Source organism: Galbitalea soli (assembly GCF_010686725.1).
GTDB lineage: Bacteria > Actinomycetota > Actinomycetes > Actinomycetales > Microbacteriaceae > Galbitalea > Galbitalea soli.
In genome coordinates this window covers 1,180,264-1,193,009 of sequence record NZ_JAAGWZ010000001.1, presented here as the reverse complement: position 1 = coordinate 1,193,009, position 12,746 = coordinate 1,180,264, and the positions used below count along the sequence as shown (strand labels likewise).

General features: G+C 69.5%; 10 protein-coding genes. 6 read left to right on the top strand and 4 right to left on the bottom strand.

The features are described from left to right. Positions 1 to 6: 6 nt before the first annotated feature. Genes G3T37_RS05625 through G3T37_RS05610 form a run of 4 tightly spaced genes read right to left on the bottom strand, consistent with a single transcriptional unit; the run spans position 7 to position 4,036 of the window. The gene (locus G3T37_RS05625) at positions 7 to 963 is read right to left on the bottom strand and encodes an AAA family ATPase (protein ID WP_163472435.1); all 957 of its coding nucleotides are present in this window, start codon (positions 961 to 963) and stop codon (positions 7 to 9) included. 57 nt (positions 964 to 1,020) lie between these two features. Further along, a complete protein-coding gene (locus G3T37_RS05620; RefSeq protein ID WP_163472434.1) occupies positions 1,021 to 2,238 on the bottom strand; it encodes a DUF4350 domain-containing protein in 1,218 nt (405 codons plus the stop codon). Then, positions 2,235 to 2,888: a DUF4129 domain-containing protein gene (locus tag G3T37_RS05615; protein WP_163472433.1), complete on the bottom strand. Its 654-nt coding sequence runs from the start codon at positions 2,886 to 2,888 to the stop codon at positions 2,235 to 2,237. Before G3T37_RS05615 ends, G3T37_RS05620 begins: the two co-directional genes overlap by 4 nt. Beyond that, the gene (locus G3T37_RS05610) at positions 2,879 to 4,036 is read right to left on the bottom strand and encodes a glycerophosphoryl diester phosphodiesterase membrane domain-containing protein (RefSeq protein WP_163472432.1); all 1,158 of its coding nucleotides are present in this window, start codon (positions 4,034 to 4,036) and stop codon (positions 2,879 to 2,881) included. Before G3T37_RS05610 ends, G3T37_RS05615 begins: the two co-directional genes overlap by 10 nt. A gap of 112 nt (positions 4,037 to 4,148) precedes the next feature. Here G3T37_RS05610 and mtrA point away from each other — a divergent pair, with 112 nt between their 5' ends. From mtrA to secA, 6 genes are all read left to right on the top strand, one after another. Then, on the top strand, positions 4,149 to 4,829 hold the full coding sequence (gene mtrA, locus G3T37_RS05605) for an MtrAB system response regulator MtrA (RefSeq protein WP_163472431.1): 681 nt from the start codon (positions 4,149 to 4,151) through the stop codon (positions 4,827 to 4,829). Between the two features lie 6 nt (positions 4,830 to 4,835). Beyond that, entirely contained in the window at positions 4,836 to 6,470 is a 1,635-nt protein-coding gene (mtrB, locus tag G3T37_RS05600; RefSeq protein ID WP_163472430.1) for an MtrAB system histidine kinase MtrB, read from the top strand. Further along, positions 6,463 to 8,130, top strand: coding sequence for an LpqB family beta-propeller domain-containing protein (locus tag G3T37_RS05595; RefSeq protein WP_163472429.1), 1,668 nt, complete (start codon positions 6,463 to 6,465; stop codon positions 8,128 to 8,130). Before mtrB ends, G3T37_RS05595 begins: the two co-directional genes overlap by 8 nt. 57 nt (positions 8,131 to 8,187) lie before the next feature. Continuing rightward, positions 8,188 to 8,856 carry a ComF family protein gene (locus tag G3T37_RS05590; protein ID WP_163472428.1) on the top strand — a complete coding sequence of 223 codons (669 nt, stop codon included), beginning with the start codon at positions 8,188 to 8,190 and terminating at the stop codon, positions 8,854 to 8,856. A 106-nt stretch (positions 8,857 to 8,962) separates the two neighbouring features. Then, a complete protein-coding gene (gene hpf, locus G3T37_RS05585) occupies positions 8,963 to 9,661 on the top strand; it encodes a ribosome hibernation-promoting factor, HPF/YfiA family (protein ID WP_163472427.1) in 699 nt (232 codons plus the stop codon). Between the two features lie 210 nt (positions 9,662 to 9,871). Continuing rightward, positions 9,872 to 12,694, top strand: coding sequence for a preprotein translocase subunit SecA (secA, locus tag G3T37_RS05580; protein WP_163472426.1), 2,823 nt, complete (start codon positions 9,872 to 9,874; stop codon positions 12,692 to 12,694). The last annotated feature ends 52 nt before the right edge of the window (positions 12,695 to 12,746 follow it).

Below are 12,746 nucleotides of genomic sequence, written 5' to 3'. Positions count from 1 at the left end.
TCATGATCAGATCGGCACCTGCACCTGCTGCAGGATTGCTCGGAGGATGGTGTCGGCCGACACGCCCTCGAGTTCCGCCTCCGGCCGCAGCTGGATGCGGTGCCTCAGCACGGGGAGCGCCATCGCCTGCACGTGGTCGGGGGTGATCGCGTCGAAGCCGTTCAGCCACGCCCACGACTTGGCGGCGGCCAGCAGGGCGGTCGTGCCGCGCGGGCTCACCCCGAGCTTCACCGAGGGGCTCTGGCGTGTCGCCCGGGCCACATCGACGGCATAGCCGATCACGTCGAGACTCGCCCCCACCCGGGCGACGGCGGCCTGCGCCGCGGCGAGCAGGCCGGCGTCGAGCACGGGGGCGACTCCCGCGGCGGAGAGATCGCGCGGGTTGAACCCCTCCGCGTGGCGACGCAGCACCTCGACCTCGGCGTCGCGCGGCGGCAGATCCAGGATGAGCTTCATGAGGAAGCGGTCGAGCTGGGCTTCCGGCAGCGTGTAGGTGCCCTCGTACTCGACGGGGTTCATGGTCGCGGCAACGAGGAAGGGCACGGGAAGCGGTCGGGTCTCTCCGTCGACCGAGACCTGACGCTCCTCCATCGCCTCCAGCAGCGCGGACTGCGTCTTCGGCGGCGTGCGGTTGATCTCGTCGGCGAGCAGGATGTTCGTGAACACCGGTCCCGCGCGAAACTCGAACTCGCCCGCCTTCGCGTCGTAGACGAGCGAGCCGGTGACGTCACCGGGCATGAGATCGGGAGTGAACTGCACGCGCTTGGAGTCGAGCGAGAGAGTGCGGCCGAGGGTGCGGATGAGCAGGGTCTTGGCGACGCCCGGGACGCCCTCCAACAGCACGTGGCCGCCCGACAGGAGCGCGATCATCAGACCGGTGACGGCCGCATCCTGCCCCACCACCGCCTTCGCGACTTCGGAGCGGACGCGCGAGAAGGACTCGCGGAGTTCGGTGTCGGTCATTCGGCCATTCTCTTCTCTGTCACTGTTCATACGGTTCGGTCGGTCGAGTCAGGGGTGTCAGCTGGGTCGTGCGGCAGCGTCGACCTCGCGCTCCAGCGCGACGAGCGCGTCCGACATCTGCACGAGCTGGCGGTCGGTGCGGGGCACGTCATCGAGCAGGATTCCCCTGACCTCGTCGCGCGACCGCCCGGTGAGCGCGCACACGCTGCCGATGATGTCCTCGACGGTCGCGGTGTGAGGAAGTCCGCACAGCACCGCGAGCCGACCCACGCTGCCGATGCGAAGTGCGTCGAGCGCGTGCAGGCGATCGGATGACCGCGCATACAGCCGCGCGCGCCCCTCCATGGTCTCGCTCGCGCGCACCACGGCGGGCATCCGTTCGATGACGAGCGGACCGAATCGGCGCCCCCGCCACGCGATCGCGGCCGCGAGCACGACGATCGCGAGCAGCTCGATGAGCCCGACCCAGCCGGGCAGGGGAGGAGCGACGGGACCGGTTGCGTTCGGGGTCGCCCCCTCGGCGTGCGCGGGCCGGAACCAGACGAGATTGGGGTGCGCACCGAACACGCCGAGCCCGAGCGCGGCGTCGCCCTCCACCGCGATCGTGTCGTTGCGAAGGGCGCTCCCCGTGCCCAGCACGGTCGTCGGCGTGCCGTTCTCGGCGAGCCGGATCAGCGAGTAGACGCCGCCCCCGCTGCCCAGACACTTCTCGCTCGCCACCGTGCCATCGACGGTGTACCCGTACATGGTGGTGTTGGCGCTCACGGTGCCCGCGCGCTGCACGGGGCGGAGGCCGCAGTCCGCGCGCAGCCTCGACGGAACGACGCCGGCCTCGAAGACCTCCGGTGCGAGAGCTCCCAGCAGCGCGTCGTCGGGGTCCACGAGCACGATCTCGGCTGCACCCGCGGTCAACGCACCGAGCCGCGCACGGTCGAGTCGACCGTACTCGTCGATGATCGCGAGAGTCGTGGTACCCGGCGCGGCGGCGACCGCGCGCTCGGCCGCCGCGAGCGTGGTCGGCGTCGAGACGTGCACGCCGTTCTGGCGCAGCACCTCGATGAGCGCCTTCGCACCGTTGCCATCGGCGTTCGCCGCGGAGAGCGTCGGTCCCGTCGTCGGGATGCCGCCGATCGCGATCACGAGCGCGGTCACGATGCCCAGGACGGCGAGCAGAACCCCCCAGAAGCGCAACCGTCGCCCGATCGTGCGAAGGCGCGGGGTCGCGACGACGCTCGGCCCGGACGGACGCGTGCGGGGGTCGAGGTCGAGACTCATGCGGAGGTGGTCACCAGCCTGGGCTTCGCGGCGCGCGCGTCGCGTTCGAGGTCGCGCACCTGCTCCCAGCCCGTCGCCGTGCCCGGATGATCGAGGTAGCGCACCCCGTCGAAGACGGTGCCGGCCGCCTGGAACCGGGCCGCGAGCTCGGGGAGCGCGTCGCCCGCGGATCGCGCGAACGACGCCGCGGTCGTGCCGGGGAAGGTGGAGACGATGGACCGCTCGGCAAGGCCCCTAGCGATCGCGCGGAAGCCCTCCTCGATCGCGAGGGCGTAGTCGCCGGCGTCGGCGGCGAGGAGGGCGGCCTCGCGCAGGGCGGCGGAGTCGCGCCGGTCATCCTCGCCGAAGAGCGCCCCCGCGTCGGCACTTCGCCTCCGCAGCCGCGGTCGGCCGAAGACGAGCAGGGCGACGATCGCGAGTGCGGCGACGATGACGACGAGGAGGATCGGGCCGAGTGCCCCGGAGCCGCTGCCCGGGTTGAACTGCAGCATCAGGGAGGCGAGCCAGGCCTGGATCCACCTCATGATCATTTCGGCGAGTGTCTCCCGACCCGCTTGATACTCCGGCTTCGACAGCTCGAGCAGGAGAAGCCGCCGTGCTTCCGCGGCCGAGGGGTCGAGCGGTGGAGTCAGCGCCAGGATCAGCCCCAAGGCGACTCCGTCGTGGTCGCGGTCGGCGGCGCCGACAGGAGGGGCAGGTAGGGGTCGGGGAGCTCGGTGCCGGTCTGGCGTGCCTCCACGAACCGCACCAGCTCCAGGTCGAGGCCCTCTTTGCGCATGCGCAGGTCGATGTAGAGAAGGGAGGTGGCCGACACCGCGATGATGGCCGTGATCGCGGAGACGAGCGCGGAGATCGCGGTCGTCGCCGCGAAGACCGGGAAGCTCGCGGTGATATTCGGTGCCGCGCTGGCGGGCACCGAGATCGCGACGATGATCCCGAGGATGAGCGTGAACGGGGTGAGCACGATGGCCGACGCGACCGAGACGATCAGCGAGACGAGCAGCTCGATGCCGAGGGTGCGCCAGAAGTAGCCGCGCGTCAGCGTCCACGACCGCACGACCGCGGCCCGGATGGGCAGGCGTTCGAGGAGGATGGCGCTCGGCACGAACAGCAGTCGGGTGCCGAGCCACGCGAACAGCGCGACCGCCGCGGCGCCGAACAGCAGAGCCAGCAGCACCGCGAACGCCACTCCGGCCGCGCCACCGGTGATGGCGAGCAGGGCGATGAGCCCGGCGACGATGAGAACGGCGACGATGATCACCGCACCGACGAGCACGCTCCAGCCGACGAGCGCCCCCACCCGACCACGGGCCCTCGCCCACAGCTCTCGCAGCGGCAGCTTCTCGCCCAGGGTGCCGCGCGCCACCTCGAGGGTGACGATGCCCTGGAGCACCGCATCCGCCACCAGCCCGAGGATGGCAGTGAACACCGAACTCGCGGCGGACTGCACCTGCTGGCCGATGACCAGCTGCGAGTACCCGCTCCCGGTCGCGTCGATCGCGCCCGCGAGGCCGTAGTAGGTGAAGAGGCCCATGAGCGCGATCGTCAGCACGGCGACGATGCCGCGGATGACCAGCGCAGCCCCCACGACCGGCCGAGGGTTGCGCCGCAGCACGCGGAACGCGCCGCCGAGGATGTCGCCGAGGCCCAGCGGGTGCAGGGGGATCAGCCCGGGGCGCGGCGGTGGTGCCCACTGTCCCGGCGCGATCTCGCCCCACTGCGGAGCCGGTCGGCTCTCCGGTGACGGCTGCGGCAGGCCCCCCGGCGACTGCCACTCGTTGTTGTCTGACACGGTCATCCCCTCAGTGGCACTGCTTCGACAGTCAGCTCTCGGGGATATGCTTTCACACTCGACTACTGTTGTGCGAAAGCTCCTCACACTCTGGGGATACCGTCATACATAGAGGACTATGAACGCTCGAATTCTCGTTGTCGATGATGACACTGCGCTCGCTGAGATGATCGGCATCGTGTTGCGCGCGGAAGAGTTCGAGCCGATCTTCTGCTCCGATGGCTCCGAGGCGGTCGCCGCCTTCCGGTCCGCCGACCCCGACCTCGTTCTGCTCGACCTCATGCTGCCGGGCATCGACGGCATCGAGGTGTGCGCGCGCATCCGCCAGGAGTCGGGCGTGCCCATCATCATGCTGACCGCGAAGAGCGACACCTCAGACGTGGTTCGCGGGCTCGAGAGCGGTGCCGATGACTACGTGGTGAAGCCGTTCAATCCGAAGGAGCTCGTGGCGCGCATCCGCACCCGCCTTCGCCCCACCCCGCAGACCTCCGCCGACGTGCTGCACATCGGCGACCTCACGCTCGACGTCGCCGGCCACGAGGTGCGGCGCGGCGGCACGCGCATCAACCTCACGCCGCTCGAGTTCGAGCTGCTGCTCGCGCTCGCGGTGAAGCCGCAGCAGGTGTTCACCCGCGAGATGCTGCTCGAGCAGGTCTGGGGCTATCACTACAAGGCAGACACGCGCCTCGTCAACGTGCACGTTCAGCGACTGCGCGCCAAGGTCGAGCACGACCCGGACAACCCGCGCATCGTGATGACCGTCCGCGGCGTCGGCTACCGCGCGGGAACAGCCTCGTAGCCCTCCATGCAGTTCGACTGGCGGTCGTGGCTCGCGCGATTGACGCACCTCTGGAGCTCGTCGCTGCAGTTCCGCACCGTCGCGGCGACTGTCGTGCTGTCATCGATCGCGGTCGGCATCATCGGCAGCTACGTCTCCTTCAGCATCGGCACCAACCTGTTCGACGCGCGTCGTGACCAACTCCTCGCGGCGTCCGCCAACGCCAACGACGCGGTGCAGACGCTCTTCAACTCGACCGCCGACCAGGGCGGCTCGACCGACGTCGAGAACGCGGCGACCGACGCCTTCAACCTGATCCTGCGCTCGAACGCCAACGCGAGCACGACGGGCACGCGGATCGCCATCCTGCGCAGCCCAGACCAGCCCGGCCCCCGGGTGCCGGCCGATCTCGCGAGCATTCCCGGCCGCGCCACCGAACTGCTCGTCTCGCCCGAGCTGCGCAAGGCGGTCGCCGCCGCCGAGACGAAGAAGTCGAAGGTCTACTGGCAGTCCATCGCCATCCCGAGCGCGACCGACCCCACCGCCACCGCGCCCGGGCTCGTCATCGGGTCGAGCGTCTCGCTGCCCGGCTCCGGCTACTACGAGCTGTACCTCATCTACGACCTCTCCGACTCGCAGCAGATCCTCGACTTCGTGCACTCCACGCTGCTCATCGGCGGGCTCGCGCTCATCTTGCTCATCGGCGTCGTCACCTGGGTCATCGCGAGGCTAGTCGTCGCGCCGATCCGGGTGGCGGCCTCGACGGCGGAGAAGCTCGCCGCCGGGCAGCTGGAGCAGCGCATCCCGGAACGCGGTGACGACGTCGTCGCGACGCTCGCGCGATCGTTCAATGGCATGGCCGACAGCCTGCAGAAGCAGATCGTGCGGCTCGCCACGCTCTCGCAGATCCAGCAGCGCTTCGTCTCCGACGTCTCGCACGAACTGCGCACTCCGCTCACGACAATCCGGCTCGCGGGCGACGTGCTGTACGACCAGCGCGACACCTTCCCGCCGGCGACCCGCCGCACGGCCGAGCTGCTGCGCACCCAGGTGCAGCGCTTCGAGGAACTGCTCGGCGACCTGCTCGAGATGAGTCGCTTCGACGCGGGCGCCGTGCAGCTGGAGACCGAGCCGACGAACCTCGTGCGGCTCGTCGAGGAGACGATCGAGGGGCTCGAGTCGCTCGCGGCCACGAAGGGATCCGAGCTCCGGCTCATCGCCCCCGGCGGCTACTTCGAGGCCGACGTCGACTCGCGACGGGTGCGGCGAATCCTGCAGAATCTGCTCGGCAACGCGATCGACCACGGGGAGGGTCATCCGATCGTCGTCTACATCGACAGCAACGAGACCGCCGTCGCGATCGCCGTGCGCGACTACGGCATCGGGATGACCACCGCGAGCATGGAGCGCGTCTTCGACCGCTTCTGGCGTGCCGACCCCTCGCGGCAGCGCACCACGGGCGGCACCGGGCTGGGACTCGCGATCTCGCTCGAGGACGCCGCCCTGCACGGCGGCTGGCTCGAGGTGTGGAGCGCGCCGGGGCAGGGCTCGTGCTTCCGGCTCACCCTTCCGCGCGAACGCGACGGCCACCTCACCTCCTCGCCGCTCGACCTTCCGCCCGACGAGCTGGGCGCAGACAGCCGGGAGGATGACCGTGCCTGACCGCCGCGCCCTGCGCCGGGCATCCGCCACCGCCGCCGCACTCCTGCTCGTCGCCCTGCTCGCCGGCTGCGTCGGAATCCCCACGAGCAGCGGCGTCAACGCCGGGCAGACCATCACGGAGGGCGGGTCGAACTCCTTCGCGCCGCTGCCCTCCGGCCCGCAGCGCAACGCGACGAAGGATGAGATCCTCACCGACTTCATGCAGGCCGCCACCTCGTCGGACAGCGACTACGCGATCGCGCGCCTCTTCCTCACCAAGGACGCGGCCCGCAGCTGGGACCCGAACGCGAGCGTGCTCATCCGCGAGGCCGCGCCGCTGCAGACCTCGGAGCCCGGCGACATCATCGACTACTCGGTGGTCACGCGCGCCTCGGTGACGGCGACGGGTGTCTATACGGAGGACAACCGGCAGGCGACGGCCGACCTCGCCTTCGGCTTCACCAAGGTGGACGGCCAGTGGCGCATCAGCAAGCTGCGCGACGGCATCGTGCTCTCGCGGCAGAGCTTCGCGCAGGTGTTCTCGGAGAACGCGCTCTATTTCTTCGACCCGAGCTACAGCTACCTGGTTCCCGACGTGCGCTGGTTCCCGGCGCGCATCGGGGTGCAGTCGCGGATCGTGACGGCGCTGCTCGGCGGTCCCGCGACGGGACTCCAGCAGGGCGCCACCGTCTCCGCGTTCCCGCAAGGCACCCAGGTGGGCAGCGCGGTCGAGGTGCGGGCCGGCCTCGCCGTGGTCGATCTCAGCGACGACGTCAACACCGCGAGCAACACCGACAAGGCGCGCATGCTGCAGCAGCTCGATCAGAGCCTCGGGCTGCAGGCGACCATCACGGTGAAGGGTGCGCCCATCGCAATCGCCGACGCCGCCGTGCCGAAGGCGATCCTGCCCACCGCGGCCAACCCCTCCGAGTTGCTGCGCCGCGGCGCGAAGTTCGGCTTCGAGCCGGGACTGCGGCCCATCGGACGCATCAGCGCCCAGGTCGTCGCCGCGGACGCGACGGCGGTCACCCTCGGCCGCGACCAGTCGACGGCGGCCCTGCTCGGTCGCGGCGGTGTCCTGCTCGCGAGCGACGATCTCACCTCGCCCAGACTCCTCGACACGAGGCCCGGTCTCATCCCGCCGTCCATCGATCCCCAGCGCTACGTGTGGTCGGTGCCGCACGGCGACGCGACCGCGATCCGGGCGTACTCGCCGGATGGCATCGCGCATACGGTCGCCACCTCGGGCCTGCCGCAGGGCTCGACGATCGTCGCGCTCGCCGTCTCCCGCGACGGCACGCGCGTGGCGCTCTACCTGGAGACGAACGCCGGCCCGCGCCTCGTGGTCGCCGGAATCCTGCGGCACGATTCCGTGCCCGCGTCGCTCGGCGATCTCGTCGACCTCCCCGTGTCGTCGGCGGCGCCCCTCGATGCGACCTGGATGGATGACCGCACCGTCGCCACCCTCGCCTCCGGGCCCAGCGGCGACACCGTGACCGCCTACGAGATCGGCGGCCCGTCGACCGACCTCGGGGTCGCGGAGGGCGCCCGCCGGATCGTGGGCGGCAACGGCCAGGACCAGCTGCGCGTGCTCACTGATACCGGCGCCGTGCTGCAGGTGCGCGCGAGCGGTTGGCAGAGCACGGGCATCACGGCCTCGGTTCTCGCCACCCAGCAGTAGCCGCGCGCGTTTCCACAGCCCGTAGACCGAGCTGTCCAGTTGTGCCATGCTGTGCGGATGCGCTCCCCCCTGCTGCACGCGATCCGTGATGCCTGGGCGCTCCTGTCGCCCGTGAGTTGTGCGGGATGCGAGCGTCCCGATCGCGCCCTCTGCGAGGACTGCGTCGCGCGGATGCACCCGGAGGTCACGCCGCGCACGCTCGACGGCGGGGAGGTCGTCTACACCGCTTTGCGCTACGAGGGCGCGGTGCGGCAGGCGATCCTCGCGCTCAAGGAGAGCGGGCGCACCGACATCGCGGCGGTGCTCGCCTCGGCCCTCGCGGCCGCGGTCGGCCGGGCCGGGCAGCTCGCCGATGCGGCAGCGGTGCCGGTCGAGATCGTGGCCGTTCCCACCACGCGCGGCGCGTGGCGTCGCCGCGGCTACGACCCGGTGACCCTGCTGTGCCGTCGGGCCGGCGTTCGTCCCGCCCGGGTTCTCGCCCACGCGGGCCCGCGCGCTCGCCAAAAATCGCTCGGTCGGGAGCAGCGCGCCGCGAACGCGAGCGGCAGCCTCATCGCCCTCCGGCCCCTGCACGGGCGGCGATTTCTGCTCGTCGACGACGTCGTGACCACGGGCGCGACGATCCGCGAGGCGGCCCGAGCGCTCGAGAGCGCGGGTGCCGAGGTGGTGGGCCGGGCCGCCCTCGCCTTCACTCCGAGGCGGTTCGGGCTACCAGAAAACTCCTAAGAAGTCGCGAGTGACTTTGCCATTGAGGGGGTCTACGGTGGCCTAAAAGGCGCGAATGAACCGCCTGGTTTCCCGGGCGGAGCGCACGAATAGCAGGGAGGTCAGCGTGGAAATTTCTATCACCGGACAGGGCCTGGGGGTCACGGATCGATTCCGTGAGTACGCGACGGAGAAGGCCGAGAAGGTCGCTCACCTCGCGGACAAGGCGATCGCATTCGAGATCAAGGTCTGCCGGCACCACGAAAAATCGACCGGATCCAACGGGGATGACCGCGTCGAACTCACGCTCATCGGACCGGGGCCCATCGTCAGGGCCGAATCGGCGGGCAGCGACAAGTACGTCGCCTTCGACCTCGCCATCGACAAGCTGGTGGAGCGCGTCCGCCAGGCGAAGGACCGCAAGAAGGTGCACCGAGGCAAGCACCGGCCGGTCTCCTTGCGCGAGGCGTCGGCCGACGGATTCCGCCTCACCGACATCACGCCCGCCAGCCCCGACGTCATCGAGACGGTGAGCACGGGATCGATCCCGATCTCGAACGGCGAGGCCGAGTCCGAGTCCGAGCAGGAGTACAGCCCCGTCGTCATTCGCACGAAGGTGTTCCCGGCCTCGCGCATGTCGACCGACGAGGCTGTCGACCACATGGAGCTCGTCGGGCACGACTTCTTCCTGTTCATCGACAGCGACAGTGATCGCCCGAGCGTCGTCTACCGCCGCAAGGGCTGGGATTACGGCGTCATCGGTCTCGACGACCAGCTGGACTCCCACCAGGAGCGCGTGGGAGCGGGCTCGTCGATGCAGCGCTGACCAGCGCGTGCAGCACTGAGGCAGAGGATGCCCGGCTCGCCGTGAGGCGTGCGCGGGTCATCCCGCACCGGCGTCTGCGTCGCCCCTGTGGGGTGTTCGCAGCGCCGGTGCACCTTTGCTTGGTACCATAACGAGCCTGTAACGGGCGGTGTTGCGCTGCCCTGCGCACGTCGCAGCCTTTCTCGCTGCACTGACTTTTGGGAGTATTCGGTGGCCAACGTTCTCGAACGCGCACTTCGCGTGGGTGAAGGTCGACTGCTTCGTCGACTCAAGCATTACGCCGACGCGGTCAACCAGCTCGAAGACGACTTCAAAGAACTCAGCGACGAGGAACTGAAGAACGAGACCGTCGAGCTGCGCGAGCGCTACGCCAACGGAGAATCGCTCGACGACCTGCTCCCGGAGGCCTTCGCGGCCGTGCGCGAGGCGGCGGTGCGCACCCTCGGCATGCGGCCGTTCGACGTGCAGCTCATGGGAGGCGCCAACCTCCACCTCGGCAACATCTCCGAGATGAAGACCGGTGAGGGCAAGACCATCACCGCGACCTTCCCCGCCTACCTCAACGCTCTCGCCTCTCGGGGCGTGCACGTCGTGACGGTCAACGATTACCTCGCGAGCTACCAGTCCGAGCTGATGGGCCGCATCTTCCGCGCCCTCGGCATGACGACGGGGGTGATCCTCTCGGGCCAGACCCCCGAGGAGCGCCGTGAGCAGTACGCCTGCGACATCACCTACGGCACCAACAACGAGTTCGGATTCGACTACCTGCGCGACAACATGGCGTGGCAGGCGAGCGACATGGTGCAGCGCGGCCACTTCTTCGCCGTCGTCGACGAGGTCGACTCCATCCTCATCGATGAGGCGCGCACCCCGCTCATCATCTCCGGGCCGGCCTCGGGCGAGGCCAACCGCTGGTTCACCGAGTTCGCGGGACTCGCCACCAAGCTGATCCCCGACGTCGACTACGAGGTCGACGAGAAGAAGCGCACCGTGGGCGTGCTCGAGCCGGGTATCGCCAAGGTCGAGGACTACCTGGGCATCGACAACCTCTACGAGTCGGCCAACACCCCGCTCATCTCGTTCCTCAACAACTCCATCAAGGCCGCCGCGCTGTTCAAGAAAGACAAGGACTACGTCGTCATGAACGGCGAGGTGCTCATCGTCGACGAGCACACCGGCCGCATCCTCGTCGGGCGCCGCTACAACGAGGGCATCCACCAGGCGATCGAGGCGAAGGAGGGTGTCGAGGTCAAGGCCGAGAACCAGACCCTCGCCACCGTCACGCTGCAGAACTACTTCCGTCTCTACAAGAAGCTCTCCGGCATGACCGGCACCGCCGAGACGGAGGCGGCCGAGTTCATGTCCACCTACAAGCTCGGTGTGGTGCCCATTCCCACTAACAAGCCGATGGTGCGTAAGGATCAGCCCGACCTCGTCTACAAGAACGAGGAGTCCAAGTTCGCGCAGGTCGTCGAAGACATCGTGGAGCGCTTCCGCGCCGGTCAGCCCGTGCTCGTCGGCACCACGAGCGTGGAGAAGAGCGAGTACCTCTCCAAGCTGCTCGCGAAGCGCGGGGTGAAGCACGAGGTGCTGAACGCCAAGAACCACGCGCGCGAGGCATCCATCATCGCCCAGGCGGGTCGCCTCGGGGCCGTGACGGTGGCCACCAACATGGCCGGCCGCGGCACCGACGTCATGCTGGGCGGCAACGCCGAATTCCTCGCCGTGGCCGAAATGCACGCCAAGGGCTACAGCCCCATCGACACGCCCGACGAGTACGAGGCGGAGTGGGACAAGGTCTACGAGGAGGTCAAGCGCAAGGTCGCCGAGGAGGCCGAGAAGGTCATCGAGGTCGGTGGCCTGTACGTGCTCGGCACCGAGCGTCACGAGTCGCGGCGCATCGACAACCAGCTCCGCGGTCGCTCCGGCCGACAGGGCGACCCCGGCGAGAGCCGCTTCTACCTGTCGCTTCAGGATGACCTGATGCGGCTGTTCAACAGCGGCGCCGCCGAGGCGCTCATGGGTCGCAGCAACGTGCCCGAAGACATGGCGATCGAGTCGAAAGTCGTGAGCCGCGCGATCCGCAGTGCGCAGTCGCAGGTCGAGGGGCGCAACGCCGAGATCCGCAAGAACGTGCTCAAGTACGACGATGTGCTCAACCGCCAGCGCGAGGCGATCTACAGCGACCGCCGGCACATCCTCGAGGGCGACGACCTGGGCGAGCGCGTGCAGAAGTTCCTCGAAGACGTCATCACCGAGGTCATCGACGCCCACACGGGCGAGGGGCACAGCGACGACTGGGACTTCGAAGCCCTCTGGACCGAGCTCCGCACGCTCTACCCGATCTCGATCACGATCGACGAGGTCGTGAGCGAGGCGGGCAACCGTGGTCGGGTCACCGAGGCCTTCCTCAAGCAGGAGATCCTGTCGGATGCGAAGCTCGCCTACGAGCGCCGCACCGAGGCGCTCGGCGAACCCGCGATGCGCGAGCTCGAGCGTCGTGTCGTGCTCTCGGTGATCGACCGTCGCTGGCGCGACCACCTGTACGAGATGGACTACCTCAAAGACGGCATCGGTCTGCGCGCGATGGCGCAGCGCGACCCGCTCGTCGAGTACCAGCGCGAGGGCTTCGCGCTGTACCAGCAGATGATGGGGTCGATCCGCGAGGAGTCGATCGGGTTCCTCTTCAACCTCGAGGTCGAGGTGACCGGCGGCGACGCGACAGCGACCATTCCCACCGTCGAGGCGCGCGGGCTCGAGGCGAGCGGCGCTCCCGCCGAGCGACTCAGCTACTCCGCGCCGAGCGCCGACAACCAGGGCGAGGTCGAGGTGCGCAATCAGCGCGGCCAGGTGGAGCGTGCTGCGACGGCACGGGCCCAGCAGGCGCAGGCGGCGCAGCAGGCGGCCCAGTCGGGTCAGCCGGCGCCGGGCGGCGGGGCTCCGACGAAGGGCGCTTTCGGCCAGCGGGTGGATCCCAACGCGCCCGCCCCGGCGAACCGTGCCGAGCGTCGCGCGCAGGACAAGCGCAAGTAGCGGCAGTCGCCCACGAGCCGGCGTCGCGCACTGGGCGGTGCCGTGTATTCAG